Raw genomic sequence first — 18,715 nt, forward strand, 5'->3', positions numbered from 1 at the left:
ACCTCCGGCAATTACTACGCCTGCGTAGCTTTGTGAAAGCTACGCCACCGTAGCAATATGGTGTGGTGGGCACAACACGTCGCAGGTACGCCGCCCGACTGCCACCCGAAGAGCGCAGGGAACAGCTGCTCGACGGGGCGCTGCGGTTGATCGGCGACGGCTTCGGCAGCCTCACCATGGAGGCCGTGGCGCGCGCGGCGGGCGTCACCAAGCCCGTGCTCTACGAGCAGTTCGCCAACCGCGCCGAGGTGATCACCGCACTCCTGGACCGCGAGGCCGAACGGGCGACGGAACAGGTGCTCGCGGCGCTGCCGACCTCGTTCGCCGAACGCGGCCCCGAGGACGCGTTCGCCCACGCCGTGAACGTGTTCGTGCACGCCGTGCTGGAGGCGCCGGACCGGTGGCGGCTCGTGCTGCTCCCGCCCGAGGGGACGCCGCCGGAGTTCCGCGAGCAGGTGTCGGCGGTGCGGGAGCGGCTGGTGGAACAGGTGGCCGCGCTGGCCGAACTGGGACTGCGGACGCGCGGCGGACCGGACGAGCTGGACGCGGAACTGCTCGGCCACGCGATGCTGGCGCTCGGCGAGATGGCAGGCCGCCTCGCCCTGCTGGACCCGGACCGCTTCACGCCCGACCGGCTGGTGGGGTTCGTCGCCCGGATGGCCCACCTGCTGCCGAAGTGAGCCTGCTCGGCCGCGGCCGACCGGCGCGGTGTGACGCGGGACGGGGAAGGCCTGAGGCGAAGGCGGTGTGGGTACCCGCGACGACATGCTGGTAACCACGCTGCTGACGTTCGCCGGATCAGTCCTGTTCGCGCTCCTGCTGGTGGCGGTCGTGCACCGGGCCGTCGTGCGGATCGGGCGGCGGTCCGCCCTGTTCGCGCGACTGGCGCGGAAGGCGCACCGGCCCGCCCAGGTGGTGGCCGTGCTGGTCGCCGTGCAGTTCTCGCTCGGGGTGGGCACGTGGATCGGGAACTGGCGGCCCGCCGTGCTGCACGCGGTCGGCTTGGCGTTGATAGCGGCCGGGGCCTGGCTCCTCGCGACCCTGCTGACCGTCGCGGAGGACGCCACGCTGTCGCGGATCAGGGTCGACGTGACCGACAACCGGCACGCGCGCAAGGTGCACACCCAGATCACCCTCGTCCGGCGCGTGACGGTGGTCGTGGTCGGACTGCTGGCCGCCGCCGCGATGCTGATGACCTTCCCGGCGGCGCGGGCGGCCGGGACGAGCCTGCTGGCCTCCGCGGGCGTGATCGGCGCCATCGCGGCACTGGCCGCGCAGTCGTTGCTGGGCAACGTGTTCGCCGGGGTGCAGATCGCGTTCAGCGACGCGGTCCGGCTGGACGACGTGCTGGTGGTGGAGAAGCAGTGGGGCCGCGTCGAGGACATCACGCTGACCTACGTGGTCGTGCACCTGTGGGACGACCGGCGGCTCGTGCTGCCCACGTCGTACTTCCTGAAGACGCCGTTCGAGAACTGGACCAAGAGCCAGTCCGAGCTGCTCGGGACCGTGGAGCTGGACGTGGACTGGACCGTCCCGGTCGAGGAGATGCGGCAGGAGCTGCGGCGCGCGTTGGAAGGCGTGGACCTGTGGGACGGACGGGTGTGCGTGTTGCAGGTGACGGACGCGGTGAACTCGTTCGTGCGGGTGCGGGCGCTGGTGAGCGCGCCGGACGCACCGCGGTTGTGGGACCTGCGGTGCGTGGTGCGGGAGCACCTGGTGGACTGGTTGCGGCGACGGGAGCCGGGGGCGTTGCCGCAGGTTCGGGTCAACGCGATGACGGCTGCGGTGTCGTCCGGTGGCGTGCGTGGTCGGGGGGATCACGACTCGGACGCACGGGTGTTCGGGGAGAGCGTGGACGGTGAGGAACGGGTGCAGACGTTCGGCGGGAACCAGGAGCGTGGCGAAGTGCTGCACGCACACCGCGCCCCCGACCAAATCGGGTGATCACGTCCAGCCCCAGCCCGTACGAGACGGGCAACGGCACCCCTCCGGGTGAAGGCCGCTCCGGCGTGTGACGCGTCCCGTCCCACCTGGCCCGCCGACGCAGTGACACTGGCCAGGTCCGTTCGGGCTGCTCGAAGGGCGGCGTGGTCAGCCCCGGCGGACCCGCCGCGATCACGAATTCGTTCGACGTCTGCCGATGACGGCCGCGGCGAGGATGCCCGCGGTGATGCCGCCCAGCAGGACCGCGACCACCACGGAGCGCGGTACGAGCGGCTTGAGGAGGAACTGCGCCACCAGTGACCACCCCGCGAACGCCACGAGGTAGGCGAGGACGGCAAGCCGTTTGCCCCGCGACTTCCACCGCACCACGCCCGCGACAGCGACCAGGAACAACCCGCCCACGCCGATCAAGTACCCCACCCGAGCCCCCCGCGTTCGTCTTCCGCCGACGCACGGGGATACCCGGTCCGCACGGACTTCCGCTGGGGCGTACGGCCGCTTTCGCGGGATCTGATCGGTCGCACCACCTCGGATCGGGATCGGAGAAGCTCCTGACCGCGTCCCGGCGAAGGTCCGGCACGCGGCCATGCCGCCTGTCCAGCGTCGCGGACGCGGCCCAGTCGCGCCGGCACGGGTCGGAGGCCGATCGGTGCAACCATCCAGCCCTCCTGCCCCGTCTAGCCAGGTGACGGGAAGACAGAGGGCACTGGTGCTGATCACCTGCGCGTTCGCGCTGAGCGGCTGCGGACGCGCTACCGACCAGGGCGGTGCCGGGCCGATCGCCTCGGAGGTGAGCGCGGTGAGCACGCCGGACCAGCGGCCCAGCCTCGCGCCGCGCGCGAAGGAGTTGATCGCCGCGGCCGAGCAGGCCCGGCGGGGGACGGTGGTGCTGACCATCGCCGCCGCCGAGGGGCGGACGGAAGCGACCGCCCTGGCTCTGCGGGACCTCGGCGCCACGGTGGAGTCGGTCGACTCGACGGTGGGCTACATCCGCGCCACCGTGCCGGTCTCCGCGGCGGCGCGGGCCGCGACCCTCGACGGGGTCTCGCGCGCGGACGTGGAGGAACCGATCGGCTTCCCGGACCCGACTCCCTGACGGGCGCGGCGGCTCCGCGCACCAGGCGCGGGGCCGTCGCTGAACACCCACGGGAAAGGCCCCGTTCCCCCTCGTGGTCGAGGGGGAACGGGGCCTCGTCGTTCGCTACCGCTAGGCGACCGACTGCACGAGGACCGTGCCGCGGCCGACCGTGGCGCCCTCGGCGGTCACGACCTGCAGCTCACCTCGCAGGATGCGACCGGCACCCGGCTGGGCGTTCGCGGTGACCGTGCCGTTGACCGTCCACGACGTGCCCGCCGAGCGGTCGGCGTGGGGGTCGGACACCGAGATGGTGCCGAGCGCCGACGACGCGAAGAAGTCGATGTAGTCGTACTCCGTGGTGCCCGCGGGCACCGCGTAGCCGTCCACGACGACCCTCCACAGACCGGCGGCCGGGTTGGCGGTGATGACCGACTCCTCGGAGTCGCCGTCCGCCGACGTCTTCGACACCACGCACGTGCCCGTGGTGCAGTTGAGGAGCGTCAGGTCGAGGTCGGCCGAGATGTCGCTGGTCTTGCCGATGGTCGCGCTGACCGCGCTGGCGCCCGCGGGCACCGTGAGGTCGTAGGTCTGCGACTCGAGGTTCGCGATGCTCGGACGAGCGACCTTGGCGCTGGTGAGCTGACCGCCCACGAGCCCGCCCTTGAACGCGGACAGCGAGTTGGTCACCTGGTAGGTCCGCGCGACCGGCTGGCCGAGCGGGGCGGACGCGATCGTGTCCGGGTTCGGGCTGACCGTGGTGCCGAGCACCGACGCGGTCACCTTGTACGGGGCCTTGTCGGCGTCGGACGTGCGACGGGCCTCGACCACGATCTCCCAGACGCCCGGCAGCGGGTTGCTGACCGTGCGGCTCAGGGGCGTGCCCGGCGTGCAGCCCGCACCGGCGTCGGGGTTGTAGCAGGACGTGGAGGTGGTGGCGTCGATCGGGATGCCGGTCGGGTCGACGCGCAGGAAGCGCACCTGGCCCTTGCCGGGGTCGCCACCGGCGACCATGTCCACCTTGAGCGCGCTGGCACCCTGGGGGACGCGCACGAAGACGCTCGTCACCTGGTTGCGGGCGATCTCACCGGACTGCGTGACCGCGTACTTGTTGGCGGCGGTGAACTCCTGCGCGGCGAAGACGGTGTTCAGCGTCTTCAGGTCGACGCCCGGTGTGGACGGGTTGTCCAGGCTCAGGACGGCGGACTGGATGCCCACCTTCTTCGGCTTGACCTTCACGACGAAGGACACCGGGGTGTTCAGCGGCAGCGTGACGTTGTTCGGCGACTCGAACGACCTGGTGTCGCCGTCCCAGTCGACGCGGTACTTGACCGGCTTCGCCGACCCCGTGGTGCGGGTGAACGTGTAGGTGCGGGTGTAGTCCTTGCCGATCGTCACGCCCTCGCGGTCGTGGATGCCGACGCCCCGGTCCGCGGTGGGCTTGAGCTGGGCGGACAGCGCGGTGTGCACCTCGACGGAGGAGGTCACGACGTCCTGGGCGCCGTTGCGGCTCAGGATCGAGTAGGCCGACTTGACGTCGAACTGGCCCGCGCCCTGCTCGTACGCGCCGAGGTCGGAGTTGAAGTCGGCGCCGGACTTGATGGCGTTGCGCAGCTTCGCGACGTTCGGCCGCTCACCGCCGTGGGTCGCCTTGTACGCGCTCACGAGCAGCGCGGCGGCACCGGTCGCCTGCGGGGCGGCCATCGACGTGCCGTTGAACATGGCGTAGCCGGCGGGCAGCTCGTAGGTGCCGGCGACGGGGCCGGGGACCTGCCAGCGCGGCACGGACGAGATGGCCGAGCCGGGCGCGGTGATGTCCGGCTTGAAGCCGCCGTCCTCGCGCGGGCCGCGGGAGGAGAAGCCGTGCAGGCTGTCGGACTGCTTGGTGACCGAGCCGTAGTTGGACAGCCAGGTCTGCTTGGTGATCGACGAGCCGACGCTGATCGCGTCCGTGGCCACCGAGGGGTCGCCGACGGTGTTCGCACCGGCGCCGCTGTTGCCCGCGGAGATGAAGATCTGCACGTTGTACTCGGCGATCGTGCGGTTGTAGAGCTCCGCGCGGGCGTTGTTGCCGTCGTTGAGCGCGGGCAGGCCGCCGATCGAGATGTTCACGACGTCGGCGCCGTTGCGCGCGGCGTACAGGACGCCGTCGAGCAGGCCGCTGCTGGTGCAGGACGACGAGGTGAGGCAGACCTTGACGGCCAGCAGCTTCGCGCCGGGGGCCGCACCGGTCATCTTGCCGCCGAACAGGCCGTTGGCCGCGGTGATGCCCGCGACGTGCGTGCCGTGCGCGGCGCCCGCGATGCCGAGGTTGACGAAGGCGGTGCCGCCGTTGTCGTAGATCGACCTGTCGGTCTGGACGACGAACGCGACCCGCTCGACGAGCGGCGTGGCGGCGTTGTCGGTGCCGAAGAAGCCGACGTCCTTCTTGTACTTGTAGTCGATCATCGCGGTCTGGTCGGTGAAGTCACCGTCCTGGTCCAGGTCGACCCGGACCTCCTTGGTGCCGACGTCCTGGAGCACGGCGAACGTGTCCAGCCGGTCGCCGTCGCGGTTGAGGTCGCCGCCGGTCTCCGACGTCGCGGAACCGAGGTCCTTCGCCGTCTCGCGGAACAGGCCGAGCGCGTACGGGCCGCCGCTGGTCGGAGCGGTGTAGTTCACGCCGCCCGAGGTGAAGGCGCCGGTGTAGCGCTCCTTGCCCATCGCGACCCACGTGCCGTCGTTCTCGCTCGGCGCGTTGGCGTTGTACCAGTCGACGATCTTGCGCTCACCGGTCGTGGTGGTCGCCAGCGCCGGGTGGTCGAGGTCGACACCGGAGTCCAGGATCGCGATCGTCGTGCCGCGGCCGTCCCACTTGGGGTGAGACTGGGTGAACTGCGCGGCACCCGTGTCGCCGATCGGCATGTACGGGTTGTCCTTGGGGGTCTTCGCGTCCGGTGCCTTCTGCGGCAGCGGCGTGGTGGCGCCCTCGGGGCGCGGGTTGTCCACGGCGACCAGGCCGTCGACGTCCACGGCGTTCACCGACTTGAGCTTCGCGGCCTTCTCGGCCTGCTCGCGCGGCAGGGTCACCTTGAGGTAGTCGACCTCGCGGTCGGTCTGCTCGACGACGGCGCCGAGCGACTGGAGCTCGCTGGTGGCGGCGTCGACCTTGCCCGCTTCCGCGGCGACCAGGAGGGTGACGTCGGTCTTGCCGGTCTGCTCCGCCTCGACGAGGAGGGCGCGGTCCTGCTTGTCGAGCTGCTTGTCGGCCTGAGCGGGCGGCAGCGGCTGCGCGAGTGCGGGGGCGGCGGCGAAGCCGAACCCAGTCGAACCCAGCACGGCGGCCAGGAGGGCCGCGCTGGTGCGGTGTCTCCACCGAAGTCCTGACTTGATCACGACGCGAAAACCCTTCGTGGGGGAAGAATGCTGGAAGCACATCTCCCCGCGCACGAACGGACAATAGGACAATCAGCGTATTGTCGAAGTCCACATTGGACTAAAAGGTCTCTTGTGTGCAGGCCATTTCCAGGCTAGAGGCCGTTTTTCCGATAACGGTTGGCACACCCTCGCTCCAGTCAAGAGCTGATCGAAGGGAATGTCAACCCATGTCAACGGTGAATACGACGACCTTCGGCGGGAGCGGTAACGAATTGACGTGACAACCGATGACCCCAGTTCTCCGGGGTGGCGCGGAGGGTGACGTCGAGCACCAGGTGGAACACCGGGGTGCCACCACCCGTTCTACCAGTGGTCGGCAACCGGGAGCCGCACCCGGCGTCGGTTCGCGGCGGACGCCCCCTCGGCCGCCGCGACCCCACCCCGAGACGTTCGTGGAGCGCCCCTGCCAGCCGACCGCCGTCGGCCGGACGGAATCCCCCCTTCCGCACCGGCCGACGGTCTCCCAGAACCACCCGGACCACCGAGCGGGTGACGTCCCGAAGTCCCGCTCACTGAACGTCCTTGACGCGACCTCACGACCACCGCAGTCTCGGAGGGGTGAACCGAGCCCAGCTCCTGACCCGACGCCGCCACGTGGACCTCGCGCGCACGTGCTCCTGCCGCTGTCCGTAGCCCAGGACCACGCCGGAGTCCCGTTGCCCAGCAAGGAGCCCTCATGTCCGCACTCATCGGCACGCTGGTGGGCAACCCCCGCCCGGCCTCCAGGACCCTCAACGCCGCGCTGGCGCTGCGCGCCGCGCTCCGCCAGGTCGTCCCCGCCACCGGGGACGGCGCCGTCGTCGACGCGGCGGAGCTGGCCCAGGACGTCTTCACCCCCGGCTCCACGAGCGTCAAGGACGCCCTGGCCTCGCTGGAGCGGTCGAACGTCCTCGTGGTCGCCTCGCCGACCTACAAGGCCGCCTACACCGGCCTGCTGAAGGCGGTGCTGGACCAGGCCCCCGGCGGCTGGCTCAGGGGCAGGATCGCCATCCCGCTCCAGGTGGCCGCGTCGGACAAGCACGCGCTGGCCGCGGAACTGCACCTGCGCCCGGTCCTGGTCGAGCTGGGCGCCCACGTCCCCGGTCCCGCGGTCTTCCTCAACGAGTCGGTGCTGGCGGACCACGAGGCCCTCGTCGCGACCCTCGCGCAGCACCTGGTGGACACCGGAACGGCCGCCGTCGTGACGGCGGCGCTGGCGGGAGGGACCTCCGGATGAGCGTCGTACCCCGGCAGTCGAAGAGGGACCTCGCGGACGAGCTCAAGGGCGCCCTGCGCGACCACCCGCAGGCGGTCACCATCGTCACCGCCCAGGGCCCGGACGGGCCGGTGGGCGTCACCGTCAGCTCGTTCACCTCGGCCAGCATGAACCCGCCGCTGATCGTCGTCTGGATCGGCGACGGCGCCTCGGCGTGGCCGGTGCTCCGCACGGCGCCGCTGTTCGCCGTGCACCTGCTGCACGCGGGCCAGAGCGCCCTGTCGGACCTGTTCGCCAGGACGGGTTCTGACCGCTTCGGCGACGGCACCAACTGGGAGTCCGACGTCGACGGCGTCCCGCACCTGCTGGACGCGCCGCTGCGGCTGCGCTGCCGCACGGCACGCCGGATCGCCGTCGGCGACCACGTCGCGCTGGTGGGCGAGCCCCTGGAGGTCCAGCACACCGGCGGAACCCCACCGCTGATCAGGTTCCAGGGGCGCTACACGTCCGTTGTCGGCCGCTCCTCCGGGGACGGCGGCTCGGCCGCCCGAGGCCGGCCTCGCGCGGACTAGGTCAGGCCACGCTCTCGGCGTCGCCCGAACCCTCCTCGGCGAGCAGCCGCAGCAGGGCTCGGGCGACGACGTCGTTCTGCCGGAAGCCCGGTGCGTTCGTGCCCGGCCTGGCGAACGCGGCGAACGCGCGGCCGGTCGTGAACGGGCCCAGCGCGAACCGCCTCGGGTGCGGCTCGCCGTTCCGCCCGATCAACCGGTTGTCCTCCGCGGCGACCCGCACCAGGCCCGTCGACCGGCCGTCCGACAGCCTCTCCTCCACGACGTCGCCCGCACCGCGCAACGCCCGCAGCACCGGGTCCGCGGTGCGCCCCAGGCCGTGGGTCGGCAGCCGGGCCTCGACCAGGCCGGTGGCCCGCACCACGTCGGGCACGCTCGCGCTGCCCGCCAGGAACACGCCGTCCGACGCGCGCACCCACACGTCCGCCCCGAGGAAGTTCACGATCCCGGCCCGCGACAGCGCGAGCAGCTCCTCCAGGCGGTCCGGCGGCGGCCCGCTGGCGAGGAAGCTGAAGAACCCGCTCCACCAGCCGTCCGCGTCGGCCAGCCGCGACGCCGGGGACAGCTTCGGCGAGTTCAGCACGCGGGGCAGCTGGCCGTAGACCGACAGCAGGGCCATGAACGCCCCCAGGTCCGCGCTGAACGCCGGATCGGACCTGCGGGCCACGTCCGCCTCGACGTAGGCGCGCAGGTGCTCCTGGAACTCCTCACCCGTCGCGAACGAGAGCCCCGCCAACGGCCGGTCCAGCCGCTCGAAGTCGATCCGGTCCTCCACGGCGGGCACCGACGACGACACCAGCTCCGCCATCTCCGGGCTGTACCAGGGCAGCTCGGCGAACGCCTCGGCGAACTCGCCCCACGACACGGACACCCGCTCGGGGTGCCCGGTGAACAGCTCGTGGAAGTACCCCCAGGCGATCTCCTTCGCCAGGAGCGGCCACACGTCCGCGCGGAAGTCGAACTCCTCCGGCGAGGCCAGCAGCGCGTCGACCACCCGCCCGTCGAAGAACACGGGCAGCGGCAGGGGGTCCCCGCGCAGCCGGTAGCCCGTCTTCGAGTGGTACGGCACCCCGCGCCGCGAGCCGACGTGGATCCGCGGCTCCCGCCCCGACGGCACGTACCGCAGGCCTTCGGCCGACTCCTCGAACCGCCCGCCGCGGCCCTGCGTGAGCAGCACCGCGAGATCGATGAACGCCAACCCGAACCCGCGCAGCACGACGTCCGCGCCGGGGAGGACCGAGGACAGGTCGCTGTCGGCGGAGTAGTCCGGGGGCAGGTAGGCCAGCCCGTGCGCGGAGGCGTAGTCGGCGAGTTCCCGCTCCTCGGCACCCATCTCGGCGTCCAGGTGGCCCAGCGTCAGCACCACCGCGTCCGCCACGAGCGGCGACGACCGGTCGGCGAGCCACACCCGCTGCCGCCCGTGCGGGGACCCGGTGATCCGCCGCACCACGGCCCGGTGCCGGTGCACGGTGATCCCCGGCGGCAGCGCCGCGACCGCGTCCTCGAAGAACCACCCGAGGTACGCGCTCTGCAACCGCCTGCTGGGGAACGTCGTGGGCTCCACCCGCCCCAGCTCGGCCAGGACGTCCTCGGGCAGGTCCACCCGCAGGTCACCGGACCGCACGAGCGAGGCCCACTCGGCCAGCGACGGTCCCGTGCGCACCGGCCCGTCGCACACCACGCTCGCGTCGGTGAACATCGTGACGTCCACGGCCATCGAGTTCATCCGCAGCAGCTCGGACTGCTCGTACCGCCAGACGCGGCCCGCTCCCGGCGGGTGCGGGTCGACCACGTGGACCTCCAGCGCCGCTCCGCCGAACAGCTCCGCCGCGTTCACGGCGATGCGCTCGACCAGCCCGGCCGCGCGCGGCCCGCCGCCGACCAGCACGAGCACCGACGGCGGTGCGCTCACAGGACCCTCGCCAGGAACTCGCGGGTGCGGGCGTGCCGCGGGGCGGTGAGCAGCTCGGACGGCGGCCCGGACTCGACCACCCTCCCCTCGTCCAGGAACACCACGGTGTCCGCGACCCGGCGGGCGAACTCCACCTCGTGCGTGACCACGACCATCGTCATGCCCGCCTCCGCGAGGTCCGCGACGACGGCCAGCACCTCGCCGACCAGCTCGGGGTCCAGCGCGCTGGTCGGCTCGTCGAACAGCATCAGCTTCGGCTCCATCGCCAACGCCCGCGCGATGGCGATCCGCTGCTGCTGGCCACCGGACAGCTGCCGGGGGTAGGAGCCCTCGCGGCCCGCGAGCCCGACCCGCGCGATCAGCTCCTCGCCCAGCGCCACGGCGGCGGCGCGGGAGAGGCCGCGCACGCCGATCGGTGCCTCGACCACGTTCTCCAGCACCGTCAGGTGCGGGAACAGGTTGAAGTTCTGGAACACCATGCCGATCGAGGCCCGCTGCCGGGTGATCACCCGGTCCTTCAGCTCGTGCAGCCGCCCCCGGTGCCTGCGGTAGCCGATCAGCTCGCCGTCGACCTCGACCTCCCCCGCGTCGATCTTCTCCAGGTGGTTCACGCAGCGCAGCAGCGTGCTCTTGCCGGAGCCGGAGGGCCCGATCACGCAGGTGACCTCCCCCTGCCGCACCTCGAGGTCGACCCCGCGCAGCACCGGCGTGGTCCCGTAGCTCTTGTGCAGGCCGCTGATCCGCACGACCGTCGCGGCGCTCATCGCAGCCGTCCCCCCAGCCTCTGCCACGGCGTCGGCGGCAGCGCTCGCGCCGCGCCCCGCGCGTAGTGCCGCTCCACGTGGTACTGCGCCACGCTCAGCACGCTCGTCACCACGACGTACCAGGTGGTCGCCACCAGCAGCAGCGGGATGACGAGGTAGTTCCGGTTGTAGATCAGCTGCACGGAGAACAGCAGGTCCTGCACGGCGAGCACGCTCACGACCGACGTCCCCTTGAGCGTGCCGATCAGGGCGTTGCCCGCGGCGGGGATGATCGACCGCATCGCCTGCGGGAGCACGATCCGCCGCAGGATCCGGCCCCGGCCCATCCCGAGCGCCAGCGCGGCCTCGACCTGGCCCTGCTCCACCGAGATCACGCCGCCGCGCACGATCTCCGCGGCGTAGGCGGCCTCGTGCAGCGTCAGTCCGATGATGACGGCGGCCAGCGGCCCGATCAGGTTGGTGGAGCTGATGCTCACGAAGTCCGGTCCGAACGGGACACCGAGGGACAGCGTCGGGTACAGCGCGCCGATGTTGAACCAGAACAGCAGCTGCACCAGCATCGGCACGGATCGGAAGATCCAGACGTAGCCCCAGCTGACGGCGGCGAGCACCGGGTTGCCGGACAGCCGCGCCACGGCCAGGAGGGTGCCGAGGGCGAACCCGAGCACCAGCGTCAGGACGGTCAGCCACAGCGTGAGGCCGAGGCCGCGCAGCACCACCTCGGCGGTGAGGTACTCGGCGACGACGCCCCACTGGAAGGCGTCGTTGGTGATCACCGACCGCACGACGGCGGCCAGCACCACCAGCACCACGGCGGCGGAGATCCAGCGGCCGGGTCGGCGCAGCGGCACGACACCCGCCGCGGGGGCGGTCCTGGCCGTGGGTGGCGGCACGAGATCGGTGGAAACGCTCACAGAAGGTCTCCGGAAGGCGAGGGACAGCACGGGAAGGGGTGCCGCGTCCCTCAACGCCGCACCCGATGGTAGGCGCGCTCGACACCGGGAAGTCAAGGCATTCCGAGGGTTGGACACCTGCCCGCCCTCGTTGACGTACACCGGGAGCGCTGGTGCACTGGGGTCGTGGAAAGCCTGCGACTGGTCACCCGCGACCACATCGACCTCGGTCGCGTGTGGTCCGCTTCGTGTCCGCGCTGAGGCCCACCGCCGAGCGCGTCTCCCTCAACGCCTGATCTCGGCCGTTCCCCCGACCCGTTCCGGGTTCTCGCACGCCCGCACCGCCGCGGGCGCCCTTTCCGCACCACCACCGGGGAGTACGACGTGCCTGTGGAATTCCTGGGTATCGGTGGCACCAACGACGGCTCGGAGACGAGCCCGCGCACCGGTGCCTCCTTCGACAAGGACTACACGCTCCGCCTGGCCAGGGCCCACGAGGACAACGGCTGGGACCGCGTGCTGTTCGCCTACGGCTCCGGTTCGCCCGAGCCCGCTCAGGTCGCCGCGTTCGTGGCCACGAAGCTGGACAAGCTCCAGATCCTGTTGGCGCACCGGCCGAACGTGTCCTACCCGACGTTCGCCGCGAAGACGTTCGCCACGCTGGACCAGATCAGCGACGGCAGGCTGACCGTCCACTTCATCACCGGCGGCACCGACCACGAGCAGCGGCGCGAGGGCGACTACCTCACCAAGGACGAGCGCTACGACCGCACGCGCGAGTACATCGGCATCGTGAAGAAGGCGTGGACCTCGCGCGAGCCGTTCGACCACGAGGGCGCGCACTACCGGTTCGCCGACTTCGTCAGCGACACGTTCCCCGTGCAGCAGCCCAGGATCGGCGTCTCCTTCGGCGGTTCCTCCCCCGCGGCCTACCGCGCGGGCGGTGCCGAAGCGGACATCTACGCCCTGTGGGGCGAACCGCTCGCGCAGACCGCCGAGCAGATCGAGTCGGTCAAGCGGGCGGCGCGGGACGCGGGCCGCACGGACGTGCCCCGCATCCAGGTCGCCTTCCGCCCGATCCTCGGCGCGACCGAGGAACTGGCGTGGGAGAAGGCCTACCGCACGGTGGACGCCATCAAGGAGCGCACCAGGGGCGGCACGGCCGCGCTGACCCGGCGGCACCCGCTGAAGAACCCGGAGAACACCGGCTCGCAGCGGCTGCTGGCGCTGGCGGAGCGGGGTGAACGGTTCGACCGCGCCCTGTGGACGCCGACGGCGGCGGCGACCGGTGGCGCGGGCAACTCCAACGCGCTGGTCGGCACGCCGGAAACGGTGGCGCAGGCGCTGCTGGACTACTACGACCTCGGTGTGGACATCCTGTCCGCCCGCGGCTACCACATCCTGGACGACGCCATCGACTTCGGCCGGTACGTGATCCCGATCGTCCGCGAGGAGGTCGCCAAGCGCGACCGCGAGCGCGCGGCGGCGGAGGCCAGGGAGCCGGTGCGCGAGTCGATCTCGGTCGACGGATGACCGTCGAGCAGCTGGAGGTCCGCCGGGTCGATCCGGCGGACCCGCTCACCGGCCCGATGATGGCGGAGCTGACGCACGAGTACGTGACCCGCTACGGCGAGGGCGCGCACCAGGAGATGGCGCGCTACCCGGCGGAGGTGTTCCGCCCGCCGAACGGGAGCCTGTTGCTCCTGCTGGAGGACGGCGAGCCCATCGCGGGCGGGGCGTTCAAGCGGTACGACGCCGTCACCGCGGAGCTGAAGCGGATCTGGACCGGCTCGGCGCACCGCCGCCGCGGTCTCGGCCGCCGGGTCGTGGCCGCGCTGGAGGAGGAGGCGGTCGCCTTCGGCTACCGCGGGCTCTACCTCACGACCGGACCGCGGCAGCCGGAGGCCAAGGGCCTCTACCTCGCGCTCGGCTACACGCCGCTGTTCGACGTGTCGGCCGATCCGCTGACCATCGGGCCACTGCCCTTCGAGAAGTCCCTCACCTGATGGGGAAGGCACCTGTGCGCGCCAGACGGAACGAGCTCTACCCGCTGCTGCTCCTGACCTTCGCGATCTCGTTCGCCACGGCGGGCTGCGGGTCCGCGGGAGCGGGCAGCGGCTCGACGGGGTCCACGGCCCCGACGGCCGACGTGCTGGGCTCCGTGGTGAAGGACGACGCCATCGCCGCCCTGCTGCCCGAGGCCACCAGGCGGGCCGGGGTGGTCAAGTTCGCCTCGTCGGTCGGCAGCACCCCGCCGTCGGCCTTCTACGCCGAGGACAACAAGACCGTCCAGGGCGTCGACATCGAGGTCGCCGCCGCGGTCGGCACGGTGCTCGGCGTGCGGATCGACCGCGAGGTGGCGAGCTTCGAGGTCATCCTGCCCGCGCTGAGCAGCGGCAAGTACGAGGTCGGCACCGGCAACTTCGGCGTGACCGAGGCCAGGAAGAAGACCATCGACTTCGTCACCTACGTCAACGACGGCCAGGGCTTCGCCGTTCGCAGGGGCGACGACCGGGTCAAGGAGGTCAAGAGCCTCGACCAGCTGTGCGGGCTCAAGATCGGCACCGGGGCCGGGACCACGTTCGAGGCGACGCTGGAGCGCGAGAAGCACGTCTGCCCCGACGCCGGGAAGCCCGAGTACCAGGTGCTCAGCTTCTCCGACACGGCCGGGATCTACCTCGGCCTCCAGCAGCAGCACATCGACGTGATCATGAGCACGATCAACGGACTGCGGCACGCCGCGTCCGAACAGCCCGACCTGGTGTTCCTGAACGAATTCAAACGGCTCGACGTGGGATTCGCGTTCAAGAAGGGGTCACCACTCGCGCCCGCGTTCCAGAAGGCGGTGAACAAGCTCATCCAGGACGGCACCTACCAGCGAATCCTGGAGAAGTGGGGCACTCGCGATTCCGCGATCCCGGAATCGTTGATCAGTCCGCCGGAACGCTCTTGATCCGTTCGGAGCCGGGGCCGGGTCGTCCTCTCGGAGGAAGGCCCGGCCTACTTGGTTAGCAGCCTACCGACGAGTAGGCACACCCCTCCACCGAGTGACGCGCCTGAGGACGAAAATCGGGTGCTCAGGTTGGGGCGAGCGCGATCGATCAGTAAGCTCACTCGCGGCCAACACGCCATGACTGATTGTGCCGTGGGTGACACGGACCGGCTAACCTGCCAACCGATCGGTCCGAAACCCGAACGAGTGAAATAGGAGCGTCCGTGCACAGCGCCCCACGGTGCGGTAGCCACGATGTGCTCTTCTCCCGTTCCCGGAGAACGACTCCCGACCATTCCCCGAATGGTTCACAGGCCTGAACCGCGATGGTCGACCACTCGGGGACGACCCCCGAACCACGAGCGACGCTCGACGAGTTCCCCCTCGTCCGGGAGGACTTCGCGCACCGCTGGACCTCGCTGATCAGCAGCACGGTGATGTCCAACGTCCCGCGCGCGGAACTCGAACAGGTGCTGGCCTCGCTGACCACGCAGGTCCTCCGGGCGGTCAGCGCCGACCCGCCCGTGGCCGAGCTGGGCCGCCGGATCGGCCGCGAGATGGTCGAGCACGACTTCATCTCCTCGGAGACGCTGGAGCGGTCGATCGCCTTCATCGGCGAATCGCTGATCCCGCACTTCCACCTGCCGCCGACGTGGACCGGCAGGCTCGTGCGGGTGCTGGGGTCGCTGGCCGCCGGGTACAGCGACGCGCTGCGCGACCGCACCCTCGACCAGCAGGAGCTGAGCAAGACCGCCGCCGTCATCGCCACCCGCAGGGCCGAGGAGGCCAGGCACGACAGCGAGACGAAGTTCCGGGCGGTGTTCAACTCCTCGGCCATCGGCATCGCCGTGATCGGCGTCGACGACCGGATGCTCGACTTCAACGAGGCGCTGCTGGCCCTGCTGCACTACGACGAGGACGCGCTGCGCTCGGTGCGCGCCAGCTCGCTGCTGCACCCGGACGAGCGGGACGCGATGACCGTCGCGATGGAGCGGCTCGCCGCCGGTGAGCTGGAGCACTTCCGCGGCGAGCGGCGGCTGCTGCGCGAGGACGGCGAGGTCGTCGAGACGCTCCTCGCGCTGTCCCTGGTGCGCACGCCCGCCGGTGAGCCCGCGTACTTCGTGTCGATGATCGAGAACATGAACGAGCTGCGGGCGCTCCAGTCGCAACTCGTGCGGCAGAGCCTGCACGACGTGCAGACCGGCCTGGCGAACCGCCAGCAGTACCTCGGCTGGCTGGAGAACGCGGCGGGCACGCAGGGCCCGACCAACCTCGTGCTGGCGCACTTCGACATCGACGGGTTCCGCGTCGTCAACGACGCGTTCGGCCACGACGTCGGCAACCGGATCCTGGTGGACTTCGCGAACCACCTGCGCGCGGTGTTCGACGGCGTCGGGCGGATCGCGCGGATCGGACCGGACGAGTTCGGCGTGCTGGTCCGGGACCCCGAGGACACGCCGTCGGTGATCGCGCTGGTCGAGGAGGCCCTCGACCTGCTCACCGAACCCGTCTACATCGACCACCACGGCATCGGCGTCACGGCCAGCGTCGGCGTCGTCGCCCGCCGGTCCCGCGGGGCGGACGCCTCGGAGCTGCTGCGGTGCGCGGACATCACCGTCGGCTGGGCGAAGGCCGACGGCAAGGCCCAGTGGGCGCTCTACGACCGGGAGCGCGACCTGCGCGACCGCGACCGGTGCGTGCTGGCCGCGTCCATCCCCGGCGGCCTGGAGCTGGGCGAGTTCCACGTCGACTACCAGCCGGTGCGCTCGCTGGAGGACGGCTCGCTGGTCGCCGTCGAGGCGAAGCTGCGCTGGGACCACCCGGAGCGCGGCGTGCTGGACCCCGAGCAGTTCCTGCCGCTCACCGCCAGCACCGGCATGGTGCTGCGGCTGAGCCGCTGGGCCATGGCCCGCGCCTGCGAGGACGCCGGGGCCTGGTTCGCCGAGTTCGGCGCCGCGGCGCCCGTGCTGAGCATGGACCTGATCTCCCGGCACTGCCAGGAACCCGAACTCGTCGCCGAGATCGGCCAGCTGCTCCAGCGCACGGGGCTGCCCCCGCACCTGCTCCGGTTCGAGCTGCACGAGTCGCTGCCCGCCATCATCACCGAGGACCAGGCCGACGAGCTGGACATCCTCGCGGAGCGGGGGGTGCGGCTCGTGCTCGACCAACTGGCGGGCGGCATCGTCTCCCGCGAACGCGTCCGGCAGATCCCGTTGCACGGCTTGAAGTTCGCGGGCGCCATCGTGCACGGGCTGGCCGAGGGCGCGAACCTGATCGACGAGAGCGCGGCGGTGGCGCTGATGAAGTGGGCCGCCGTCCTGCGCGTGCCGCTGATGGCGGACGACGTGCGCACCGAGACCGAGGCCACCCGCCTCACCGAACTGGGCATCTCCTGCGCCCAGGGCCCGTTCTTCGGCGCGCCGGTGTCGGCGGACGACATCAGGGCGCTGCTCGGGGAACGCTGAGCCGGGCGCCGACTTCTCTTGGCAAGTCCACCGGGTTCCCTCAGGTTCCTCACAACCGCGGGCCCGACAGTGGAGCCATGACCGAAACGCGACAGGATTTCCCCGCCATGAGCGGGTCGTTGGACGACGGGGCCGCCGTGCCGGGGTTCTGGCGCCGCACCTCCACCAAGCTGACCGCCGCGGCGTTCGCCGCCGCCGTGGTCGCCGGGACCGCGGGCGGGCTCATCGGTGCCGCCGCCGTCCCGACCGCGGTGAACGCGTCGGTGACCAGTTCCACCATCGCGAAGACCTCCACCGGCACGTCCACCGAGGACGTGAGCGCCATCGCCGCGTCCGCGCTGCCGAGCGTGGTGCAGGTGACCGTGTCGGCCGCGCAGGGCAGCGGGATCGGCTCCGGTGTCGTGCTCAGCGCGGACGGGCGGATCCTGACCAACAACCACGTGGTCTCCGGGGCGCAGCAGGTCTCCGTGACCACCAACGACGGCGAGGAGTACGCGGCCACCGTCGTCGGGGCCGACCCGAGCAGCGACCTCGCCGTGCTGAAGCTGACCGGCGCGAGCGGCCTGACGCCCGCCACGTTCGCGGACTCGTCCACGGTCGAGGTCGGTGACCAGGTCGTGGCGATCGGCTCCCCCGAAGGACTCCAGGGCACGGTGACGTCCGGGATCGTCAGCGCGCTGGACCGCACGGTGACCATCGCGGGCGAGACCCGCGGGTCCGCAGGCACGAGCTACCAGGCGATCCAGACCGACGCGTCGATCAACCCCGGCAACTCCGGCGGGCCGCTGCTGAACTCGGCGGGCCAGGTGATCGGGATCAACTCGGCGATCTACTCGCCCGCGACCGGCGCCGATCAGGCCGGGAGCGTCGGGATCGGCTTCTCCATCCCGTCCAACCAGGCCACGCAGATCGCGAACCAGCTCACGGCCTCGGCGAACTGATCCCCTTCAGGACGGACACGCGCACGCGTTCCGGGAAGGGCCCCACCGGGACCGGCGGATCCGCTCCTCGACGAGCGCCCTCCGGTCCCCCGTCGGCGGCCGGTCCAGCGGCAGCGCCGAGAGGACGCCGCCGATCACGTGCTCCAGGTCACCACCGCGGTACCGCCCGGCCGGAGGTCCACCGACCGGAACAGCCGCTCGTGGTCCCTCCGGTGCAGCGCCTGCCCGACGGTGACGGCCCAGGGGCCACCAGGTCGTCGAACACCGCCGCCGGTACCGCGCGTGGAAGTCGGCCGCCTCGCCCGCGAACCCGGGGTCCACGGCGTTCACCACGCCCCGAGGAGCCCGCCCCTCACAGGGCTCCCGCTCTCAGCGGAGCACGCGGCGCCGGGGACCCGTCGCGCGGGAGGTGGGGGCACCACCCGCGCGACGAGCCGTTCACGCCCAGTCGGGGCGCAGCGGCATCCCGGACGCGGTGCCGTCGAGCTTCACGCCGAGCACCTGGTGGAGCTGGATGTTGTTGCGGTCGAAGCCCAACCTGCTCGCCG

15 protein-coding genes are annotated in these 18,715 nt (G+C 71.6%); 10 read left to right on the forward strand and 5 right to left on the reverse strand.

Annotated elements, in window-relative coordinates; all coding sequences use genetic code 11:
- Positions 1-65 precede the first annotated feature (65 nt).
- Together AC156L_RS17230 and AC156L_RS17235 are read left to right on the forward strand one after the other, a co-directional pair.
- Positions 66-680 carry a TetR/AcrR family transcriptional regulator gene (locus tag AC156L_RS17230; RefSeq protein WP_330875512.1) on the forward strand — a complete coding sequence of 205 codons (615 nt, stop codon included), beginning with the start codon at positions 66-68 and terminating at the stop codon, positions 678-680.
- Between the two features lie 85 nt (positions 681-765).
- Positions 766-1,944: a mechanosensitive ion channel family protein gene (locus AC156L_RS17235; protein WP_330875511.1), complete on the forward strand. Its 1,179-nt coding sequence runs from the start codon at positions 766-768 to the stop codon at positions 1,942-1,944.
- A 171-nt stretch (positions 1,945-2,115) separates the two neighbouring features.
- Here AC156L_RS17235 and AC156L_RS17240 read toward each other — a convergent pair whose 3' ends face one another.
- Entirely contained in the window at positions 2,116-2,364 is a 249-nt protein-coding gene (locus tag AC156L_RS17240; RefSeq protein ID WP_330875510.1) for a hypothetical protein, read from the reverse strand.
- Between the two features lie 265 nt (positions 2,365-2,629).
- Between AC156L_RS17240 and AC156L_RS17245 the strand changes: the two genes are divergently transcribed.
- Positions 2,630-3,040, forward strand: a complete 411-nt coding sequence (locus AC156L_RS17245) for a hypothetical protein (RefSeq protein WP_330875509.1) — start codon at positions 2,630-2,632, stop codon at positions 3,038-3,040.
- 111 nt (positions 3,041-3,151) lie between these two features.
- On the opposite strand, the gene AC156L_RS17250 is transcribed toward AC156L_RS17245, so the two are convergent.
- On the reverse strand, positions 3,152-6,436 hold the full coding sequence (locus AC156L_RS17250; protein WP_330875525.1) for a S8 family serine peptidase: 3,285 nt from the start codon (positions 6,434-6,436) through the stop codon (positions 3,152-3,154).
- Positions 6,437-7,112: 676 nt separating this feature from the next.
- On the opposite strand from AC156L_RS17250, the gene AC156L_RS17255 reads away from it, so the two are divergent.
- Both AC156L_RS17255 and AC156L_RS17260 read left to right on the forward strand, forming a co-directional pair.
- Positions 7,113-7,652 carry an NADPH-dependent FMN reductase gene (locus tag AC156L_RS17255; protein WP_330875508.1) on the forward strand — a complete coding sequence of 180 codons (540 nt, stop codon included), beginning with the start codon at positions 7,113-7,115 and terminating at the stop codon, positions 7,650-7,652.
- Positions 7,649-8,203 (forward strand): flavin reductase family protein, encoded by a 555-nt coding sequence (locus tag AC156L_RS17260; protein WP_330875507.1) that lies wholly within the window; start codon positions 7,649-7,651, stop codon positions 8,201-8,203. The genes AC156L_RS17255 and AC156L_RS17260 overlap by 4 nt, the downstream gene beginning before the upstream one ends.
- A gap of 1 nt (position 8,204) precedes the next feature.
- On the opposite strand, the gene AC156L_RS17265 is transcribed toward AC156L_RS17260, so the two are convergent.
- The 3 genes from AC156L_RS17265 to AC156L_RS17275 are packed head-to-tail and all read right to left on the reverse strand — an operon-like array spanning position 8,205 to position 11,790.
- Entirely contained in the window at positions 8,205-10,112 is a 1,908-nt protein-coding gene (locus AC156L_RS17265; protein WP_330875506.1) for an FAD/NAD(P)-binding protein, read from the reverse strand.
- On the reverse strand, positions 10,109-10,876 hold the full coding sequence (locus AC156L_RS17270; RefSeq protein WP_330875505.1) for an amino acid ABC transporter ATP-binding protein: 768 nt from the start codon (positions 10,874-10,876) through the stop codon (positions 10,109-10,111). The genes AC156L_RS17265 and AC156L_RS17270 overlap by 4 nt, the downstream gene beginning before the upstream one ends.
- Positions 10,873-11,790 carry an amino acid ABC transporter permease gene (locus AC156L_RS17275; RefSeq protein ID WP_330875504.1) on the reverse strand — a complete coding sequence of 306 codons (918 nt, stop codon included), beginning with the start codon at positions 11,788-11,790 and terminating at the stop codon, positions 10,873-10,875. The genes AC156L_RS17270 and AC156L_RS17275 overlap by 4 nt, the downstream gene beginning before the upstream one ends.
- 363 nt (positions 11,791-12,153) lie before the next feature.
- Here AC156L_RS17275 and AC156L_RS17280 point away from each other — a divergent pair, with 363 nt between their 5' ends.
- From AC156L_RS17280 to AC156L_RS17300, 5 genes are all read left to right on the forward strand, one after another.
- Positions 12,154-13,302: an LLM class flavin-dependent oxidoreductase gene (locus AC156L_RS17280; protein WP_330875503.1), complete on the forward strand. Its 1,149-nt coding sequence runs from the start codon at positions 12,154-12,156 to the stop codon at positions 13,300-13,302.
- Complete coding sequence (locus tag AC156L_RS17285; RefSeq protein WP_330875502.1) at positions 13,299-13,775, forward strand: GNAT family N-acetyltransferase; 477 nt, start codon at positions 13,299-13,301, stop codon at positions 13,773-13,775. The genes AC156L_RS17280 and AC156L_RS17285 overlap by 4 nt, the downstream gene beginning before the upstream one ends.
- 14 nt (positions 13,776-13,789) lie before the next feature.
- On the forward strand, positions 13,790-14,722 hold the full coding sequence (locus AC156L_RS17290) for an ABC transporter substrate-binding protein (RefSeq protein WP_330875501.1): 933 nt from the start codon (positions 13,790-13,792) through the stop codon (positions 14,720-14,722).
- A gap of 365 nt (positions 14,723-15,087) precedes the next feature.
- Entirely contained in the window at positions 15,088-17,226 is a 2,139-nt protein-coding gene (locus AC156L_RS17295) for a putative bifunctional diguanylate cyclase/phosphodiesterase (protein ID WP_330875500.1), read from the forward strand.
- Between the two features lie 77 nt (positions 17,227-17,303).
- Complete coding sequence (locus AC156L_RS17300) at positions 17,304-18,167, forward strand: S1C family serine protease (protein ID WP_330875499.1); 864 nt, start codon at positions 17,304-17,306, stop codon at positions 18,165-18,167.
- The last annotated feature ends 548 nt before the right edge of the window (positions 18,168-18,715 follow it).

It is taken from the genome of Umezawaea sp., from assembly GCF_057122925.1.